This is a genomic window from Microcoleus sp. w2-18bC1 (assembly GCF_036700365.1).
Taxonomy (GTDB): domain Bacteria; phylum Cyanobacteriota; class Cyanobacteriia; order Cyanobacteriales; family Microcoleaceae; genus Microcoleus.
Window position 1 is genome coordinate 22,598 of record NZ_JAUBOS010000054.1, and the last position, 18,970, is coordinate 41,567.

22 protein-coding genes and 1 tRNA gene are annotated in these 18,970 nt (G+C 46.7%); 12 read left to right on the forward strand and 11 right to left on the reverse strand.

Annotation, left to right across the window (positions count from 1 at the left end):
- Positions 1 to 71: 71 nt before the first annotated feature.
- From glgA to QT979_RS21965, 3 genes are all read right to left on the reverse strand, one after another.
- Entirely contained in the window at positions 72 to 1,547 is a 1,476-nt protein-coding gene (glgA, locus tag QT979_RS21955) for a glycogen synthase GlgA (RefSeq protein WP_333215377.1), read from the reverse strand.
- Between the two features lie 102 nt (positions 1,548 to 1,649).
- A complete protein-coding gene (locus QT979_RS21960; RefSeq protein WP_333215375.1) occupies positions 1,650 to 2,894 on the reverse strand; it encodes a transposase in 1,245 nt (414 codons plus the stop codon).
- Between the two features lie 364 nt (positions 2,895 to 3,258).
- Positions 3,259 to 3,987, reverse strand: a complete 729-nt coding sequence (locus QT979_RS21965) for an AIM24 family protein (protein ID WP_333311683.1) — start codon at positions 3,985 to 3,987, stop codon at positions 3,259 to 3,261.
- A 180-nt stretch (positions 3,988 to 4,167) separates the two neighbouring features.
- Between QT979_RS21965 and QT979_RS21970 the strand changes: the two genes are divergently transcribed.
- Positions 4,168 to 5,664: a glycosyl hydrolase family 57 gene (locus QT979_RS21970; protein ID WP_333311684.1), complete on the forward strand. Its 1,497-nt coding sequence runs from the start codon at positions 4,168 to 4,170 to the stop codon at positions 5,662 to 5,664.
- 143 nt (positions 5,665 to 5,807) lie between these two features.
- On the opposite strand, the gene QT979_RS21975 is transcribed toward QT979_RS21970, so the two are convergent.
- Together QT979_RS21975 and QT979_RS21980 are read right to left on the reverse strand one after the other, a co-directional pair.
- Complete coding sequence (locus QT979_RS21975; protein ID WP_333081447.1) at positions 5,808 to 6,107, reverse strand: hypothetical protein; 300 nt, start codon at positions 6,105 to 6,107, stop codon at positions 5,808 to 5,810.
- Positions 6,108 to 6,156: 49 nt separating this feature from the next.
- On the reverse strand, positions 6,157 to 6,768 hold the full coding sequence (locus QT979_RS21980) for a DNA-3-methyladenine glycosylase (RefSeq protein WP_333233246.1): 612 nt from the start codon (positions 6,766 to 6,768) through the stop codon (positions 6,157 to 6,159).
- A 20-nt stretch (positions 6,769 to 6,788) separates the two neighbouring features.
- Here QT979_RS21980 and QT979_RS21985 point away from each other — a divergent pair, with 20 nt between their 5' ends.
- A complete protein-coding gene (locus QT979_RS21985; protein ID WP_006633228.1) occupies positions 6,789 to 6,911 on the forward strand; it encodes a hypothetical protein in 123 nt (40 codons plus the stop codon).
- 171 nt (positions 6,912 to 7,082) lie between these two features.
- Here the strand turns inward: QT979_RS21985 and QT979_RS21990 are convergent, their stop codons facing one another.
- Positions 7,083 to 7,601: a pentapeptide repeat-containing protein gene (locus QT979_RS21990; protein ID WP_333233244.1), complete on the reverse strand. Its 519-nt coding sequence runs from the start codon at positions 7,599 to 7,601 to the stop codon at positions 7,083 to 7,085.
- A gap of 36 nt (positions 7,602 to 7,637) precedes the next feature.
- Positions 7,638 to 7,829: a hypothetical protein gene (locus QT979_RS21995; RefSeq protein ID WP_333233242.1), complete on the reverse strand. Its 192-nt coding sequence runs from the start codon at positions 7,827 to 7,829 to the stop codon at positions 7,638 to 7,640.
- A gap of 285 nt (positions 7,830 to 8,114) precedes the next feature.
- Here QT979_RS21995 and QT979_RS22000 point away from each other — a divergent pair, with 285 nt between their 5' ends.
- A complete protein-coding gene (locus QT979_RS22000; RefSeq protein ID WP_333213450.1) occupies positions 8,115 to 8,618 on the forward strand; it encodes a hypothetical protein in 504 nt (167 codons plus the stop codon).
- Positions 8,619 to 8,726: 108 nt separating this feature from the next.
- Entirely contained in the window at positions 8,727 to 9,167 is a 441-nt protein-coding gene (locus QT979_RS22005; RefSeq protein WP_333233240.1) for a translation initiation factor, read from the forward strand.
- 156 nt (positions 9,168 to 9,323) lie between these two features.
- On the opposite strand, the gene QT979_RS22010 is transcribed toward QT979_RS22005, so the two are convergent.
- Positions 9,324 to 9,408 (reverse strand) — tRNA-Ser (locus QT979_RS22010).
- Positions 9,409 to 9,442: 34 nt separating this feature from the next.
- Positions 9,443 to 10,360, reverse strand: coding sequence for a TIGR04168 family protein (locus QT979_RS22015; RefSeq protein WP_333233238.1), 918 nt, complete (start codon positions 10,358 to 10,360; stop codon positions 9,443 to 9,445).
- A 211-nt stretch (positions 10,361 to 10,571) separates the two neighbouring features.
- Here QT979_RS22015 and nadA point away from each other — a divergent pair, with 211 nt between their 5' ends.
- From nadA to QT979_RS22055, 8 genes are all read left to right on the forward strand, one after another.
- On the forward strand, positions 10,572 to 11,540 hold the full coding sequence (gene nadA / locus QT979_RS22020) for a quinolinate synthase NadA (protein ID WP_333233236.1): 969 nt from the start codon (positions 10,572 to 10,574) through the stop codon (positions 11,538 to 11,540).
- Positions 11,541 to 11,699: 159 nt separating this feature from the next.
- Positions 11,700 to 12,317 carry a TIGR04282 family arsenosugar biosynthesis glycosyltransferase gene (locus QT979_RS22025; protein WP_333311685.1) on the forward strand — a complete coding sequence of 206 codons (618 nt, stop codon included), beginning with the start codon at positions 11,700 to 11,702 and terminating at the stop codon, positions 12,315 to 12,317.
- A gap of 412 nt (positions 12,318 to 12,729) precedes the next feature.
- The gene (locus QT979_RS22030) at positions 12,730 to 13,446 is read left to right on the forward strand and encodes a TIGR04283 family arsenosugar biosynthesis glycosyltransferase (protein ID WP_333311686.1); all 717 of its coding nucleotides are present in this window, start codon (positions 12,730 to 12,732) and stop codon (positions 13,444 to 13,446) included.
- Between the two features lie 113 nt (positions 13,447 to 13,559).
- Positions 13,560 to 14,069, forward strand: coding sequence for a photosystem I reaction center protein subunit XI (locus tag QT979_RS22035; RefSeq protein ID WP_333081456.1), 510 nt, complete (start codon positions 13,560 to 13,562; stop codon positions 14,067 to 14,069).
- Positions 14,070 to 14,126: 57 nt separating this feature from the next.
- Positions 14,127 to 14,243 carry a photosystem I reaction center subunit VIII gene (locus tag QT979_RS22040; RefSeq protein WP_333042098.1) on the forward strand — a complete coding sequence of 39 codons (117 nt, stop codon included), beginning with the start codon at positions 14,127 to 14,129 and terminating at the stop codon, positions 14,241 to 14,243.
- A 337-nt stretch (positions 14,244 to 14,580) separates the two neighbouring features.
- A complete protein-coding gene (locus tag QT979_RS22045) occupies positions 14,581 to 15,135 on the forward strand; it encodes a hypothetical protein (protein ID WP_333213456.1) in 555 nt (184 codons plus the stop codon).
- A gap of 138 nt (positions 15,136 to 15,273) precedes the next feature.
- On the forward strand, positions 15,274 to 16,161 hold the full coding sequence (locus QT979_RS22050; protein ID WP_333213457.1) for a hypothetical protein: 888 nt from the start codon (positions 15,274 to 15,276) through the stop codon (positions 16,159 to 16,161).
- 183 nt (positions 16,162 to 16,344) lie between these two features.
- Positions 16,345 to 17,052, forward strand: coding sequence for a DUF2996 domain-containing protein (locus QT979_RS22055; protein WP_333311687.1), 708 nt, complete (start codon positions 16,345 to 16,347; stop codon positions 17,050 to 17,052).
- A gap of 159 nt (positions 17,053 to 17,211) precedes the next feature.
- Here the strand turns inward: QT979_RS22055 and QT979_RS22060 are convergent, their stop codons facing one another.
- Both QT979_RS22060 and QT979_RS22065 read right to left on the reverse strand, forming a co-directional pair.
- On the reverse strand, positions 17,212 to 18,033 hold the full coding sequence (locus QT979_RS22060; protein ID WP_333311688.1) for an alpha/beta hydrolase: 822 nt from the start codon (positions 18,031 to 18,033) through the stop codon (positions 17,212 to 17,214).
- A 107-nt stretch (positions 18,034 to 18,140) separates the two neighbouring features.
- On the reverse strand, positions 18,141 to 18,866 hold the full coding sequence (locus tag QT979_RS22065; protein WP_333311689.1) for a lysophospholipid acyltransferase family protein: 726 nt from the start codon (positions 18,864 to 18,866) through the stop codon (positions 18,141 to 18,143).
- Positions 18,867 to 18,970: the final 104 nt, after the last annotated feature.

The window sequence follows — 18,970 nt, forward strand, 5'->3', positions numbered from 1 at the left end:
CAACAGCCACTAAGACGCGGGCTACCAGTGCACACCTACAGTTAGTAAGTTGCACACTGGCCTCCTACGGATTATTTGTGTCTAATTAACTCGTAAATTTCCACATAGTCTTTAGCTGGATATTTCCACGAATTGTCACAATTCATGCCTTGAAGCATGAGTTTTTCAAATTCATCATGATAGTCATACCACAATCCGATCGCCCGATCGAGCGCCGACTCTAAAGCCGAGTAGTCGGTTTGATAAAATACGTAACCGTTGCGTTCTTCCGGGAGGTGGCGGGTGTCGTAATCTCGATCAAACACAGTATTCACCAAACCGCCAACTCCCCGCACCACAGGAACAGTGCCGTACCTCAACCCGATCATCTGAGTCAGCCCGCAGGGTTCGTAATTACTGGGAACCACAATCATATCCCCACCGGCATAAATTAAGTGCGACAGTTCTTCATTAAAACCTAGTTCTAAATGGCAGTCTGGATTGTCATTTAAAAAGTATTTTTCGTGCTGGAAATGCGTGTTAATTCCCGCTTCCGTCGCGGAACCCAAAAGCACGAATTGCGCTCCCTTACTCAGAGAGTAATAAATTGCATGGTGAACGAGATGAACGCCTTTTTGGTCGTCCAAACGACCGATAAAGGTAATAATAGGCTTATCAGCATCGCGCAGGAACAGCCGATCGCGCAAAGCTTTTTTAGTTTTCGCTTTTCCTGCCAAATCCTTCTGATTGTAGTGGTGAGGAATATAGCGATCGCTATCCGGATTCCACACATCGTAATCGATGCCGTTGAGCACCCCGCGAAACTTATCTTGATATAAATGCAATGTGTGGCCCAAACCGTAGCCACACTCGCCGAGGTGAGCTTCCCAAGCATGGTGTGGCGAAACTGTGGTGACAAAGTTCGAGTAAACAATACCACCTTTCATAAAGTTGATAGCAAAAGGGTTAAAGTTATCTCGGAGGCGATCGTAATCAAAATAATAATCCTCTCGATTCAAACCCGTTGCATTCAAAATATCGCTACCTCCCATGCCTTGATGTTTGAAATTGTGAATGGTATAGCAGACTCGCTGATTTTCCATCCAATTGTATTTGTAAATTTCAAACAGCATGACTGGAACCAAACCAGTTTGCCAATCATGACAGTGAATCACATCGGGACGCTTGTTGCTTCTGAGCAAAAATTCCAAAGCGGCTTTGCTGAAAAATGCAAACCGCATATTGTCGTCATTGCACCCGTAATAACAGCCACGATTAAAAAAGTTATCTTGAGAGCGAGGTTCGATGAAAAAACACAACTGCCCGTGCACCCAGCCACACAAGACATCACAAAGGATTTCGCCACCGTACCAGGGCACAGCCAAATCCCGGTAAGCCTCGTGAAGTCCCCAAATGTGGTCGTACCTCATGCAGTCGTACTTGGGTAGAATAATCTCGACGCAGTGACCGGAATTCTGCAACTCCCGACTCAAACCGTAAACTACGTCGCCCAAACCCCCTGCTTTGATGACGGGGGCGCACTCCGAGGCAATTTGTACAATGTACATTTTTTTTTCTCGCTCCTGGATGAATCAAAAAAATATTTTCTTAACTTGACAAAGTATTTGACACTCCCCTGCCTGAAGCGGAGGGATTCTTAAGAACCGCAATCAAGCGTGGATCTTGATTCGTAATGGCTGTGCCAAACAGCCTCTAGACAGTCCGGTAAAACCATTCTGCTTACTTTTTCTGCCAATATTTGCAGCACCATTACAATCAGCGTTAATCAAATGTCCTTCCCAAGTCCGATACAATCCGCGCTTAACACGCTTGCCAGAAAATTGGTAAGTTGGTGGTTTGTCGGCATTGTAGACGGGCAAATCGTCACCATCCAAAGCGCTAGCCTTGCTTGTATACGATTCTTCCTGTTCAAGGTAGAGCAAGCCGTAACGCTCACAAAGCGATTTCAGCTTACCTCTCAAAGTGTGAAAAGGAATTTGGACAAAGTTCTGATTGTTGCGACTGCCAATATTGATTTCCTGCTTCATGCCCAAATTGAACCCGACAATCACGCGCTCAATTTTATGGGCAATGCAATGGTCAATAATCAGCCTTGCCGTTTTGTTGAGATAGTCCCTAACTTGATTGTTTCGATTGACAAGCAATCTAGCTTGACGCTCAGTGAGACGCTCAATCTTTTGTCTATCTTTGATAGATTGCAATCTGGCATTTTCTTTGTTTAACCACTGGTTAATAGATTTAAGTTTACGACCATCCACAATAAAGGATGCCCCATTGGTGTCAACGCAAGTAGCCAAATTGTCCAATCCAAAATCAATCGAAAGAGCGCTATCAACGACTGTTTCAACAGGTTCTGGTTCAACCTGGGAAACAAACTCGACTTCAAAGAATCGAGCATTGTACTTAGAATGTATCCGAACTTCTTTGATAGCTTCAGGATTGAGTCTCTCCGGGAATGGAATAGATACCGCTCCAAACAGCTTCTTGAAAGCATTGGACATCGGTACATTAAACCGTCCATCCTTAACCACGATCCGAGGAATTATCAATACAAAGTAGCCATCTGTGGGTAAGTAGTGAGGCAATCTCACCTTCGGTTGATAGCTGCCAGATTTAACAGCGCTAATCAAGGCATAGAAACTGTGAAACGTTCTGTCTACTACTTTCAAAGTTTGTTGAGCAATATCCGTGTTTAGCAAACGATAGTTCTCGTTCTCTTTGCACAGATGGTAGGCAGATTCGTAACGCAAGTGTTTGCGCTCCTGAAAGTAGTATTGTCGAACAGTGTAAAGCCCTACATTGTAGAGATTTTTGCTAAGACGACACAACTCTCGCAGTGCCAAAAACTCAGACTTGTTTAGATTGCGGATTTGGTTCTTTTGAGTCAGGTACATTCTATTGGTCTCGCTGCATATTCTATTCTACAGCGAAACCTCTCAGCTTTCTGCTTAAATTGTGGCAAAAATGCAAAGCCGTCCTAGAAGGATGGGGTTTCCACCCATATTTTATGATGATTTCTACGCAGATAAGCAAGTCGGCCATTGGGAATACAGGGAAAATACGGGCTGATAGCGGATGTTGAGACGGATTTGGGCGATCGGACTGTTGCTTAAAATACAGTTACGGACACGGCAGTGCCGTGTCCGTGATGTGCTCAAGTGTAATCGATCGCCTGTGTTTCCAGATTTGGCAAAAATCCAACTAATTGGTCAAATCCATTCCTTTTGAGCGATCGTATCTCCTGTCGCTGTCAATAGCTCAACTCAAACCCATAGCATCATTTTCACATACTAATAATTTACCTTTCCCCTGATAATACCAAACATAACCCTCGCCACCGCCTTTGCCAAAATGGCCTAATTTTCGATAATCTTCTTCAATCCCCTTGGTAAATCCTTTCACCAAATCGCAATCAGCTATCAAAGTTTCACCTTGCTTGAGTTCGACAATCTTAGCCTGTGAATTTGTAGCTGCTATAACAGTAGCTTTTTGCTCGCGCAAAGCTGTAACAGCAATTCTCCACCTACCGTCATTAGAAGCTGCCACTTGTCGGAATTTCAGTTTTTTAGCACCGATAACTACATTGTCCGAACAAAACTGAAATACACCATCATCAAATTCCCACTGCTCCCCATCCGACAGAGCGATCGGCGTATAATGCAGGAAATTGCCTTTTTGTCTCGGTTCCAGTTTCACCGTACCAGTTCCTTGATATACGGGAGCGTTGTAGTCCATTTCCGTTGTCAAAGATACCCACATATCTTTTAAACGGTTATCCGTTTTATAAACACCGGAAGTCAATTTCCCCATACACCAATGCAGCGCACCTTTTTGAATAATCACTCCGGAATTATTCAAGTTAATTTCCGCTTGCTGAACGAGGGGAATATTCTTAGTGGGATGATAAAACTTGTTCGTTTCTGGATTGATATTATTTTGGATGTACCACAAATCTGTTGGTTCCAAAACCTTGATTTCGTATTTCATAATTTACCTCGCCTATTTACGTGAAATGTGTTAAACATTTGACCCGTGATTTGGGGCTGTCGCAATCCCGGATTTATCCGGTGAAATTTATCTTTGGCAGACATCCTCTGCTACTGTTAAATTATCTAGCTATATTAGCAATAGCAGACAGCGCCCCTCCACAATTGTTGAGAAAAATTTATGCCTGCGATCGCACAATCTCCCAATTTACCGATTTTACAAGAAATCAACTCAGGATTGCCCAACATTTGCGGCTCCGAAGCAGAAATCAGTGCCGCAGCCAATAGCAACGAACCAATCTTTCTACCTACCACAAATCTGCGCCTCGAAAACATTCAAGCCGGATTCGCCTGCGCCCTCCATATGCACCAACCGACAATTCCTGCGGGTGCAAACGGCGAACTAATCTGCAATCTCCAGCATATGTTTGAACATCCCAACCAAGGAGACAATCACAACGCCGGAGTCTTTGCTTGGTGCTATTCCCGTATGGGAGAATTTATTCCCCAACTGATTGCCGAAGGCTGCAACCCGCGAATTATGCTCGACTATTCGGGCAACTTATTGTGGGGATTACGCCAAATGGGACGCGACGATATCTTTGATAATCTCAAGCGGATTACCTGCGATCCTCAATATCAACCTCATGTAGAATGGCTGGGGACAATGTGGAGTCACGCCGTCATTCCCTCAACTCCCATTCCCGACATCAAACTCCAAATTCAAGCATGGCAACATCATTTCGCAGCCATTTTTGGCATTGATGCCCTGAAGCGCGTTAAAGGTTTTTCGCCCCCAGAAATGCACTTTCCCAATCACCCAGATACACTTTACGAATACATCAAAGCTTTGAAAGAATGCGGATATCGCTGGCTGATGGTGCAGGAACATTCTGTAGAAAATCCCGACGGATCGGGATTGTCGCAAGACCAAAAATATATTCCCAACCGTTTAGTTGCTCGCAATTCTCGCGGGGAAACAATCAGTATTACTGCTTTGATTAAAACCCAAGGTTCGGATACGAAGTTGGTCGGTCAAATGCAGCCGTATTACGAAGCAAAAGGACGCAATAAGCAGGAAATTGGCAATATCACAATTCCTTCTTTAGTTACTCAGATTGCCGACGGCGAAAATGGCGGCGTGATGATGAATGAATTTCCCAGCGCTTTTGTCAAAGCTTGGCACGAAAACCGCGAACAAGGCGGGGGAAAATCCGGTGTTGTTGGTTTAAACGGCACTGAATATTTGGAGATAATTGAAGCGGCGGGCGTTAATCCTGATGATTATCCTGTTTGTCAGGGGATTAACCAGCACAAAATCTGGCAGTTAGTCGATCGTGATAGTGCTACACCGGAAAAGGTGGAAAGAGCGATCGCCCAACTCAAGCAAACCGACCATAATTTTCACATGGATGGTGCTTCTTGGACTAACGATTTGAGTTGGGTGAAAGGCTACGAAAATGTCTTGGAACCGATGAATCTACTCAGCGCTGCATTTCACAAAAAATACGACCCGCTGGTGCAGCAAGATGCGGCTGTTACTAAGCAGTTTGAATACCAGCAAGCTTTGCTTTACAATTTGTTGGTGCAAACAAGCTGTTTCCGCTATTGGGGACAGGGAACTTGGACTGATTACGCGCGCGAACTTTACAACCGCGGCGCTGCTTTAATGAAGTAGCAGAATTTATTGTAGGGTGCCCCGAAAACCAACTGTTTGAGCTTCCTCAAATATCAGCGTTGACGCACCCTACATCTAGAAAACTTTATTGATAAAGAGAGGACTAGAGTCCTCACTACAAACACGAATTTATCAATTACTGTCTACATTTCCTGCATCAACCGCAAATAGTTTTGCCGCATTTGCGTCATATTTTCCATCATTCTATTAGCCATATCTTTCTCAACATCGCTCATTTGCTGCCAAAATAAAGCCGATCGCCTCGCCATAATTGCTTCTTCCCACAACATCTCCAAAAGTTGCGCCGCCATTGGGTTTTCAGCATCGATAATCCCACACAATTGCTCGAAAGCCCGGTTGGCTTCGTTGTGAGTGCTAACATCCTGAACCAGGGTTAGGCATTTTTTGAGTTGTACGATCGGATTTTCAGAAGAGTAAGCCATAATTTCACTGAGATAAGCGACAAAATTTACACTGATACCTTTGAGATTACTAGAGTTGTGACACAGCGGTAGAGTTCCCTACATACCACCGCCAAGGCAAATCAATTCCTTGAGAAATCCCGATCCGCGTAGTTTGCACAAAATTTATTGTACCCTCCTCCACAGCTTGCTGAAAGTTCTCGCTCCGGTGTTCCAATCGTAGCGGTTGGCCTGCACCCAGGGGAAAACCGCTTAAAGTTCGATCGATATCCAGCACCTTACACAGTTTCCCAGGCCCGGCGGCGAGGCGCGATCGCTTCTTCTCAGGAATTCCAGCGAATTCTTGGGGAAGCGCATCTAGCTGCAAAGCTCGAATCAGCACACCACTAGCAACTCCCTCTGCATCCGTCACCACATTAAAACAGTGATACATCCCGTAGATTAAGTAAACGTAGCTCATACCCGGAGGCCCGAACATCACCTCACTGCGAGGAGTGCGCTGTCGGTAAGCGTGACAAGCGGGATCTCCCGGGCCGTAAGCTTCGGTTTCGACAATCATTCCCCGAATTGTCTCGCCGTCAGGAAACTGCCGCACCAGAGTACAGCCGAGCAAATCTGGCGCTACGCTGGTAGATGGCCGCGCCAGCCAAAAAGATTCTACAATCTGAGTATTTGCACTCACTCAACAACAGCAGGTAAATTATGGACGTTAAGTTAGTTTTAGCAGTCTTGACAGCAGTTTTCACCGTTTGCTGTCTGTTCTTCGGCACAAAAAACGGATTCTATGATACTGACAAGTATCACGGTAACGGTTCTGCTCACTAATTTTAGGCGTGCAGTTAGTTGCTTAAAAAACCGCTGCCTGTTTTTCAGACGGCGGTTTTATTTATGAACCACAGAGGCCACAGAGGACACAGAGAAAGAGAAAAGAGAGAGCAGAAAAAAGGAAAAGAAGTTGAGAAATGATGAGAGAGCAGATTGCTATATTTGCTGCAATTAAGGATGAATTGTGCCATCTGGCATTTGAGCTGACTGCAAGCTAGCATTCTCAAAGTCAGTGCATCCCGGCAGATTTAAACGCATTGTCGCTCCCCGATCGCTCGTTTTCATGTTGAAACCAACTACTGCATTTTCTGGGTTGTTTTTTTCGGGAACAGCGGTGACATTAAAATCCATGTTTGCTCCTCGATCGTTCGCATCAAGGTTGAAAGTAATGCCGCTACAGCCCAAATCTGCTCCGGTGAGGTTGGCTCTATTCAAGTTAGCATTTTTTAAGTTAGCATTGGCTAATTTGGCTCCCGACAAATTAGCACCTTCGAGGTTCGCACCCTGCAAGTTAAATCCTCGTAAGTCAAGTCCCTTCAGGTTGGCATTGCTGAAATTGCATTCGGGACACTGTTTTGTTTGCAGTAATTCCTTGACTTGGTTTTGTTGATTGGAAAATGTTAGATATTTTACCGCAGTAAATAAAACTGCGATGGAAAATCCAGCAGTAACTAAATTCTTTAATTTCATAAATATCCGAAAAGCTTGGGGGGCTTTCTGTCGAGGTTAATAGATTTCTCCAAGAGTGCGATCGACCTCTCCAGAATTTCCCAAAAAAAAGCAGGCATCTCCCACAAGCACTCTGCCGCAATTAAACACCGCCGGGCTTATAAATCCCGCCTCCTTTGCTCCGCCAGCGCTGCTTTGAGTTTCGGACTCGCCCCCTCCGTCTGCTTCACTTTGCTTTAACCAGCCCACAAACGAAATTTACTGTTACCCGAAGGCGCGCATTTGCATATACCTCCAGACTGAAATAAAAGAAACTTTATTTATATCCCTGGAATGAGTAAATCATCGAGAGATTACAGCATGATTGAATAGAAACGCAATACCGTACCTGCGCTGTTAAGTTCTCAGCAACTACATTTGTCAAAAAAATTGCTTTGAGAAATTAATTTACTCTAAAAACTGTTGGCAGCAGCTCAGGTTCCTAAACCTCGCCAGAATACACCCTACCTATAATCCCGACAATTCGGAGCGGCAATGAACACAATCAAACCCGAACCAAAAAGATCGCGCTTCATGGCTCTGCTGCTGACAACGCTGCTGACATTTCCCTTTGTGACTGCTTGCGGTTCTAGCCAGGAAAGTTCCGCTCCCCCGCCTCCTGTTGACGATACTCGCGCTGGAGGAGTGCAAACTAATCGTGCCTCCACTCCTTCGCCACAAGCGAAAAAAGGATTGAGCAATGCTCAAAAAGTAGGGATTACTTTAGCAGGAGCCGCCGCCCTTTACTACATCTACAATCAGCACAAAAATAAACAAGAAAAGGGGCCGCAGGGAAAACATTACCTTTCCAAAAACGGTCGCGTTTACTACCGCGATGCCCAGAATCGCGCTCACTGGGTAACGCCCCCGCCTGGAGGAATTAAAGTTCCGGAGTCCGAGGCAGTGCGTTACCGCGAATTCCAGGGGTATAACAACCAAAATACCGGTCGAGACCTTACTACCTTGCCGGAAGCTACAGCTCCTGTTCCGGCACAGTAGTGTAACCATTTGAGATTTTAGATTGCAGGTTCCGTGACGTTCAATTAAATCTGGGATTCCCAATCTAAAACAGTCGTTTTTCAACACATAAAAAAGAGGAACTCTATCATGGTAGACGGATTTTTGCGGAAGTTAAAAGATGCGATCGTCGGACCAGACAGCGAGCAAGTCGATCCTGACGGCTATTACGAAGATGCCTCAAATCCCGGACAGTACGGCAACGTGACTCCAGCCAGCCAAGACCCCTACGGCGACCCGGCTGGCTACGGACAGTACGGCAACGTGACTCCGGCAAGCGAAGACCCCTACGGCGACCCCGCAGACTACGGACAGTACGGCAACGTGACTCCGGCAAGCGAAGACCCCTACGGCGACCCCGCAGACTACGCCGGTACCGACTACGGACAGTACGGCAACGTGACTCCGGCAAGCGAAGACCCTTACGGCGACCCCGCAGACTACGTAGGGGATGCTGGAATGTTCGGCAATGTGAGCCCGGCAAGCGAAGACCCCTACGGCGACCCAGCGGATGAGGAAGGGTTTAGTTAATTCAGTGGGCTAGAAAATTTACCTGGTAAGCAACAGCACCCCTGCCGGGGTGTTTTTTTTGGGGAAATACCGCGAGTGAGCCAAAGATGAGCGGAAAAGCGAACTCTTGAGAGGATAGAGAATCTGAAACACTTAACGAACAAGAGAATTGTTAAACGGAGAGGGTGGGATTTGAACCCACGGAACCTTGCGGTTCACCTGATTTCAAGTCAGGCGCATTCGACCACTCTGCCACCTCTCCCGGTGCATAAATTTTATCATACCAGCAAATGTCTCTAACTACAAATAGCCGCAGATTCAGCGCGCCGATAAAGAATTTGTTCTCTTTCTACCCCGAAATCTTCGCCTACCCATACCAGAGACACTTCCGACACTGCTCCATTTTCCAGCAGGACGATCGAGAAATTACGCAATTTCGAGCACTCTCTCTCGACAATTCGCGGTACGCTGGCCGCATTCAAATAAACTGTACCCTCCGCACTCACCTCCAGCGACTTCCGCAACTCCTGCTTCGTGTGCCGCAGTTTGTGGTGCATATGACCAAAAGTTACCAGCGGTATGTGCTTTCCTGTGGTACGAGTTCGATCGATCGCCTCCGCAAAATCCGGGTCGCCCCAATCCCCTCCCAATGGTTTCCAATCCCGCCCGCAGGGGTCTTCAGGAGCCTCTCCCAGCCCCGTCGGCCCCGTGTGACCCAAAAAAATCACATTTTCGCAGTCCGCCTCCGCCGCAGCTTCTGCAATGCGCCGTGCTGACTCTTCAAAACTTTCTACCCCAAACCACTCCGAGTAAAAATCCCCGTACTTCCACTCCGATCCCCCCCAAGTAAACGGGCGGCTTCCCACCACAGTTACGCCCAATTCGGGAAAATCCCGTTTCCCGTAACCGACGTGAGCTTCTCCCATTAAATCTAACTGTTGTTTTACCCAATTTTCTTGGGTGCGATCGTAAGGGCACTGACTGCGGCCCCACTCCGTCGCCGTGTACCAAGCATCGTGGTTCCCAAACACCGCTGCTTTCGGAATGTCCAATTGGGCGATCGCCCGCACCACCTCCACCGACTCATTGCCAAAATCCCCCACAAACAGCACCAAATCAACGCCCAGATGCTTCAGGGCTTCGCCGTCTTCAGGTTCCCAGCGATCGTGAACATCCCCCACCACCGCAATTTTGATAGATTTAGCTTTATTCATGTGATTTGTCATGTGCGATCGATCCCTAGCCCCTTCTTACTCAGCATAAGAAACAGCGACCAATTTTTGCACTCTCCCGCAGCATATTTTGGATTTTAGATGTGAGATTTTAGATGAGCTCCACTGAACAGCCAGCAGTTTTTGGTGAATTCAACTATAATTCAAAATACACTTTAGCTGTCTTCGCCACCTTCCCCGGAATATTCTAACTGTGTTTACCACCGCACCTGCTCCGAACTTTACTCAAACCCGACTGCCCGACGACTTGTTTGCAGCCATTAACGCCCTCAAACAAGAGTTAAACGCCGTCATTCTCGCCCACTATTACCAAGACTCCGAGATTCAAGACATCGCAGACTTCATTGGCGACTCCCTAGAACTTGCCCGCAAAGCCGCCAACACCAGCGCCGAAGTCATAGTTTTTGCCGGAGTTCATTTCATGGCCGAAACCGCAAAAATTCTCAATCCCGACAAATTAGTATTGTTGCCAGACTTAAATGCTGGGTGTTCCCTCGCCGACAGTTGCCCTCCCGAAGCCTTTGCAGCTTTCAAAGCCGATCGACCAGGACATTTAGTAATTTCCTACATTAATTGTACCGCCGCAATTAAGGCAATGAGCGATATAATTTGCACCAGTTCTAACGCCGTTAAAATTGTCAACCAAATTCCTGAAAATCAGCCGATAATTTTTGGACCAGATCGCAATCTCGGCCGCTACGTCATGGAACAAACAGGCAGAAACATGGAGATTTGGCAAGGAGCTTGCATTGTCCATGAAAACTTCTCAGAAAAAAAGATAGTTCAACTCAAAATCGAAAATCCCGAAGCCGAAATAATTGCTCACCCAGAATGCGAACCTCTCGTGCTGCGCCACGCTAATTACATAGGCTCCACCACTGCTTTGCTCAAATATTCTCAAGCTAGTTCCAGCCAAGCTTTTATTGTCGCGACTGAACCGGGAATCATTCACCAAATGCAAAAGCAAGCTCTGCACAAACGCTTTATTCCCGCTCCTCCCAACAATAATAGTTGTGCTTGTAATGAATGCCCGCACATGAGATTAAATACCTTGGAAAAGTTGTATCTAGCTATGAAAAATCAAACGCCTGAAATTACCATGCCCCTAGATATTCAACTAGCAGCTTTGCAGCCCATCCAACGAATGCTAGAAATGAGCTAACTGGTGGCTATTTTTCAGTAAATACATTGTATGCTGGGTTGGGCACGGCGATTAAATTAAGTCATTGCCTAACCCAAAAACTCGGCAATTCGTGAAGCAGTAGTTAACTCTTTCTCTTCCTCTGCAGTTCCTTCCTTTACAACTCATCAACAATAATAAATGATACCAGAAAAACTGATTGTTTTCACCCGCTATCCCGAACCGGGAACAACCAAAACTCGACTAATTCCGGTGCTGGGAAAAACAGGCGCTGCCAACCTTCACCGCTTGATGGCCCAACGAACGATCGCCTGCGCGCTCTCTCTCCAAACATCCCGCCGATTATCCGTAGAAATTTACCGAGCCGGCGGCAGCCAACAACTGATGCAAGAGTGGTTGGGAAGTGATATTTCGTGTCAAAATCAAATAGACGGTGATTTGGGCGCAAGAATGACAGCAGCGTTTCAAAAGTCTTTTAATTCAGGGGTTAAGAAAACAGCAATTATCGGCACTGATTGTCCTGATTTGAAAGCCGAAATCATGGCACAAGCTTTTGAGGAACTGAGCCAGCACGATGTAGTTTTGGGCCCCGCAATAGACGGAGGTTATTATCTGATCGGGTTGCGGCGATCGATACCGGAATTGTTCGGTGGCATTCCCTGGGGAACCAGTGAAGTATTTGCTTGTACGCGGGCGATCGCCCAAAAGCTCGATCTCAATATTGCTTATCTTCCCACTCTTACAGATATTGATCGACCAGAAGACCTCCTTGGTTTAGATATTAATATATTGAAATAACTAAACTCTATTTAAGGTTGATTAACTATTAGAAAGAATCATATATTTTTTAATAAAACTGCTTGCTTGTAAAACCGGAACGTCATAATATAGTAATTGTATTTGTCTAACCAAATGCTGAATTTCAGTAGCAGTTAGACAGCGCTTGGGACAATAGTCCCAGGCGCGAGAAAAAGCCAAAAATTAGCAATTAAATTAGCAACTAACAGATCAGCTTTGTACAAAACCCGCCATGCCACAGGAAAGCCCAATGTAGGCGCGGGCCCGGCGTAAAAAATGAGCAACTAATAGCTGGGTTTTTTACCAAACTCTCCCACGTTAAGGCCAAATGTAGGGGCGAGCCCGGGGTCAAAAATGGGCAAAATCAGCTTTGTACAAAACCCGCTCTCTCTCACGGGCTGCTTAATTCTGTATGTCGCCAGAAAATCCCAATCTCACAATTTCCATTATCATTCCAGTCTTAAACGAAGCATCTACAATTGCCCCAGTCATCTCCACCGCGCTTGAGGCCCAAAATGTCGAAATAATTGTCGCTGACGGCGGCAGCAGTGACGGTACTACAGATATAGCAAAATCTTTGGGCGTCCGAGTTATCTCCACCGCCCCAGGCCGTCCAGCCCAAATGAATGTAGGTGCAGCCGCCGCTACTGGAGAGATATTGCTGTTTCTCCACGCCGACACTCTTTTGCCTAGGGGGTACGACGATAGCGCGCGTCGGGTACTAGCTAATCCCTGTACGCTAGCGGGGGCCTTTGAACTCAAGATTGACGCCCGCAGTCTCAGCCTCCGGTTGGTAGAAACAGGGGTAAACTGGCGATCGAACTTTCTGCAAATGCCCTACGGCGACCAAGCTATTTTCCTCCACGCAGTTACCTTTGACAAAATTGGCGGTTTTCCCGACTTGCCACTGATGGAAGACTTTGAATTCGTGCGCCGATTGAAAAAACAAGGCCGCATTGAAATAGTACCCCAGCCAGTGCTGACCTCCGCCCGTCGCTGGCAACAGCTTGGGGTTCTCCAAACCACCGCCATTAATCAAATAGTAATCATCGCTTATTTCCTGGGAGTGTCGCCCGATCGACTCGCTTTCTGGTATAAGAGGCAAAAGAAAAATTCTTCCAAAAACTAAAGAATAGTGAACTTTTCTAAAGCTCGCCGTTAATTATGTAAATAGGAAACACGTCCCTGCGTAAAATATGACTTGAACGCCTCAACTTTTTAAACTGCGAGGACAAACAGAATATGGCCGATCCCAGAGATGCAGAGCTTATTAAACCCTTTAACGGCGACCCCTTCACGGGTCATCTAGCAACTCCCATCAGTGCTTCTGATTTCACAAAAGCATTCATTGGGAACTTGCCCGTCTACCGCAAAGGACTCTCGCCCCTAATTCGAGGCCTAGAAATTGGTTTGGCACACGGTTATTTCCTCGTCGGCCCCGAAATCGTCTTCGGCCCCCTGCGGGATTATCCAGAAGCAGCTAATCTCGGAGGATTATATACAGCCCTCGTCTTAGTTCTGCTTGGCACACTAGGTATGTCTGCTTACGGTTTAGTCTCTTTCAAACAAGACAACACCAGCTACCCTAGCGCTAATCCCATGACCCCTGATGCCCTCAGAAATGCTGAAGGCTGGAGCCAGTTTACCGGTGGTTTCTTCATTGGTGGAATGGGTGGTGTCTTTGTTGCCTACTTCTTACTCGAAAACTTTAACGGCGTTGATGCCATTTTCCGGGGCTTAGTCAACAATTAGACTTGACTCCCAAATATCCCTGTTGGAACACACTAACTTTAGTTTGGAGAATTTGATATGACAGGTTCCTACGCTGCCTCTTTCTTGCCTTGGATTTTGATTCCCCTAATTACCTGGGTGATGCCGGTGGTGGTAATGGGTTTGTTGTTTATCTACATTGAAAGCGACGCCTAATCCTTACCCCTAAAGTAAGACCTAAGTTGGAAAGCCGAAGTAAGACGATGGATGAACAATTGCTCTGAAATTTCTAGATAAATCTAGAGAAAATCAGCAAAAATTGTTTTGAGATTGCTGGCTATCAGAAAACTTAGTTTCTTTACCCCCATCCCCAGAATTGATCTGTGGAGCAATCTTTCAGTTTTCTTCCTTCAAAACTCGTAATTGCAAAAAAATCCTCTGTCGGCAGGCAGAGGATTTTTTTGCAAAGAAGACAAATCATCCGCTCAGAGCACACAAATTGCCCAATTCTAAGCCACAATTGTTATGGAAACCTACTAATGAGGAGACAGCGATGCAATTTTCCCCCGCACGCCGCATCTTAGCTCCATTCCTGATCTCGGTACTGCTGTTAGTGACCGCCTGCGGTCAAACCCAAGCCCCCTCCCGCTGGGACAAAGCCCAGCAGGAAAGCACCCAAAAACCTGGTAAAGCACAGCAGACAACTGCTGATAAATCAAGTGCGAGTAATCAAAACCTGCCCAAGAAGGCAGTGGCAGGCGGTAAGTTAAATAAATACTTCCCGGCTTCTGGCGGTGGATTCGATCGCGTTTTTGCTCAAGAAAAATCCGGTTTTGCTGAAGCTAAGCTGAACAAAGACGGAAAAAATGTCGCGGTTCTCTCGATTAACGACATCGCCGGCAACCCTAGCGCAGGTGCAAAATTTAAGCAAAGTACCAAGCAAATTGCAGGCTATCCCGCCATTAATCAGGGTGCTAATGGTACCGCTGTTTTAGTGGCAAATCGCTATCAGGTGAAAGTTCAATCGCGCAGTCCCTCTTTTACCGCTAGCGAGCGCGAAGCTTGGCTGTCAAAATTTAACCTGGGCGGTCTCGCCCGCGTCAAGTAGCAATGTCTCTTGTCACACTCCGCGCCTGACTCCAGTCTGGCGCTATTAAAACTAAGTTTGCCACAAAGAGAGTGTGAAGTTTTTGCCATCTGCCAAAAGTAATACCTTTGATTTTCGTTCCAGCATAAGGAGTTTTTTGTGAGCAAAACAGTCTTTGAATTAGTCGATCAACTGCCTCAAGACAACATGACTGTCAAAGCCCTGCGAGCGCTTGACTTTGTGGTTCCCGGTGAGTGGAACAATTTAGTTGGCTTTGAAAATACCATTCGCACCGTTACTGGCGAAACTGACGAAGAACTGATCCAGCAAATCGGCGAGCGCGCTATCTACCTCTTCAACGATAAATCAGAGGGCTACCAGCGCGCTCTCTGGCTCTACCAAACTATTGACAACGCCGACAAGGCTTTGGGCACTGCCGCCCTCGCTAACAAAGTTGCGGAAAATGTGCCGTTTTTGTCCATGCTAGGCAATCTCACTCCCAAGCCGGAAAAAGCTCAAACGATCGACCTTTCTCTGAAGTTAGTCACTGAGTTGCTCGCTTTTTGCCAAATCAACGGCATTCCTGGCGACAGCATCGGCGATTTTGCCGCATCCTTGGGCGACTACGGCGGCGAATCCCTGATGCGGATGGCTGCTTTGGTTTGCTTTGATGGTTTGATTCCTTTGGGCCCAGACTTTATCATGGCAACTCAGTCTTGGATTCAGAGACTCTCCCCCAGCGATTTGCAAGATAATTCGGTCTTTAACTCGATCGGTGGCATGATTCCAGGGGGCTCTCCCGCAGGCCAGTTGGGCTTTATCGGCGAAAGCTTTAACTCGGTTTCCGGCTGGATGAGCTCTTTTGTGAGCGATCGAGGTTTGACTCCCCAAAACGTACTTGGCCACTTGCAGAGTTTTGTGGAAATTTCTGCTGACAAGGTAGACTACGTGGGCGCATTCCTCGACATGACTACCAACTACTACGAACACACCGGTGTTCAAACTCTAGCCCGCCGTTTGATTGAACGAGCTGTCGCTGAGATTTAGAATAACCAAAGGAGTTGTGATATTGGCGGTCGATCGCCCTGTGAGAGTGTTTTCAGTTCAAATTTTTTTGACTAGCCATTCTCTCAGGTTGGTTTGCGATAAAATGTGTGCCCTCAAGAAAGTCGATCGCCCGCTTGCTCAACTCCCAACTCCTTACCGAATCACTTTTAACAGGAAGCGTTAATGTCAGAAGAACCGAAAAATCCTACCGCTGGCGAATCGGAAACTCCCAGTGCGTCGATCGAGAACGCCCCGAGTTCCGACACTGCCGAGACAACCGACTTTCCCAGCACTGACCAGCCTCAGTCGGCTGCTAAAAAGTCCAAAGAACCGAAAAATCCTACCGCTGGCGAATCGGAAACTCCCAGTGCGTCGATCGAGAACGCCCCGAGTTCCGACACTGCCGAGACAACCGACTTTCCCAGCACTGACAAGCCTCCAGCGGCTGCTAAAAAGCCCGCAGCCAAGGCCGAAGGCGACAAGCCCCCAGCTAAAGCTAAAAAGGAAAAAGCACCTGCTGTTGAAGACAAGCCCTTTGCGGAATTTATTCAACAAGATTATTTGCCCGCTTTGCAAACGGCTTTGACTAAGCAGGGCGTTAAGGATTTAGAGGTGAGTTTTACCAAGCAAAAATTTCCCGTTTTTGGCATGAGTTCCGCCGGGGATTGCTGGCAGGTAATTGGTAAATTCCAAGAAGGAGAGCGCCAATTTAACCTATATTTCCCTCAAGAAAATATTCAAAGTCAAAGAGCATTTTCCTGCGCGGAAAATAAGACCAAAACCAGCACTTTAGAGCCTTTTTTGATAGATGAGCGCAAGGTAACACTAGACCTCATGGTGTTTGGCGTCGTCCAGCGACTTAACGCTCAAAAATGGTTAAATCTTAATTAGTCATTAGTCATTAGTTATTAGTCGTTAGTGGCTTGTCTTCGGGGACGTACTAATGAGTGTCAGGGCGGGTTAATTGTAATATAAACTTTACCCCTCGCCCCATCTCTAATTTTGCCCCGACTGACTCAGAAGTGAGAAATCATAGCTAATGACTATTGACTAATGACTATTGACTAATGACAGATTTTCTTCGGATTTAGTCAAAAAATTGCGAGCTTGCATAATCCCGTAAAGGTTAACATCGGTTTCTAACAAACAAGCATGACCGCTGTTAGCCAGCAGCACCATTTCAGCTTTGGGAATTACCTTGACTAAAAGCTTCGCTTCTACTAGGGAAGGCAGCAGCCGATCTGCACCGCTAGCAATTACTAGCGTCGGCTGTTTGATGCCGCGCAACTGATTTTCGTCAACATTAAACGATCGCACTAAGGCCAATCTCCACACAGACGTGTTTTGCGGTACCGCTTGCATCGCTTCTAGCAAAGCTCGCCGATCGTCGCGCCCAATCTTTCCTAATGATGCTAATATCGGCAATAAACCGATTACCGACAGCGGATAAAGGTTGGCCGGCAGCCACTGAGTCAGATACGACCCCCACTGCACCCAAGGCTGCTGTCGGAATGAAGAAGCTGGATTGACTAATATTAATCGATCGCACAATTTAGGAGCCTCTAAAACAGTTTTCATCGCTAAACAGCCCCCAAATGACTCGCCACACAGATAAACCGGCCGCTTCGGCTTTCCCGCTTGCTTTTCTGCTTCAATTAAGGCAATTGTTTCGCTAACCAGTACCTCCCAAGTAGCCATGTCGTCAGCCGGTACAGTTAAGCAGCGAATGTCGAAATGATTTGCTAATTTAGCAATTTGCGGCCTCAGCAGCAAACCACTGCCATCCATACCGGGCAGAAATACAAATAAAGGGCGCTCTGGTTTTGGCGGTTTGGGAGTTAGGAAACGAACCTTGTTCTTAGCATTTGCCATGATTCAAGTCAATCGATTTTAGATTTTAGATTTTAGATTTTAGATTGGAAATCTGACACCAGCCCACAGTCAACAGTCAACAGCCAACAGTCAACAAACTTACAAACTTACAAACAACCTCGTTGGAGTAATTGTGCAATTTCTCCCTGACAGTGGTTTGTGAGTTCAGCCACAACTGCTTTGGCTTTTTTGCCTCGATATTGCTGCTGTCTCTCGACAGTAATCCAGTAAGGCTGGCCGATTAAAACATTAACTCGCTGATAAATTATCACAGGATGCCACCCAGAGCGATCGAACAGCGGTTCCGAAGGATCAAACAAACTCAACAACCTGAGCGGTACACCCGATCTTACCGAGTGTTCCTCAAAAGAACTAATCGCCACCGGCAAAACTGCCAAATCCCGCACCGGGGCCCGCAAAGCCAAATGAGCAAATCCTCGCTGAAACTTCCCCACAGTATTGGGTCCAGTCAGCTTCACCATCGGTTCTGCACCCTCTGGAAACACCCCCACCATCTCCCCGCTTTGCAGCAGCGCTGTCGCTTGAGAGAAAAAATGCTGCTGTCGGTGCTCTGGTGCTTCCAAGGGGAAAGCGCCGAAAGTCGTGACTACTTCCCTCATCAGCGGAACTTGACCCATGTAATGATGACAAGCAAAGCGGATCGATCGACCCAAAGCCGCCGTCAGCAGCACAGGATCTAAGAAACTGCGGTGATTGCTCACCACCAGCACCGGACTCTCTTGGGGAATCCGGTCTTCGCGGTACATAAACATCTGCGTTCCCAAACCAGCCAGGAAACAGCGCGAAATCAGCAATTTGCTCTCTGAAGACATGGGCGAAAGACAGGTGCGACGCTATAACTGTACTTTAGACTAAATAAAGATGAGAACGGTGGCTTTGAGAAGAACTAAAGCCACCGCGCCGGGAGAGAATAAGG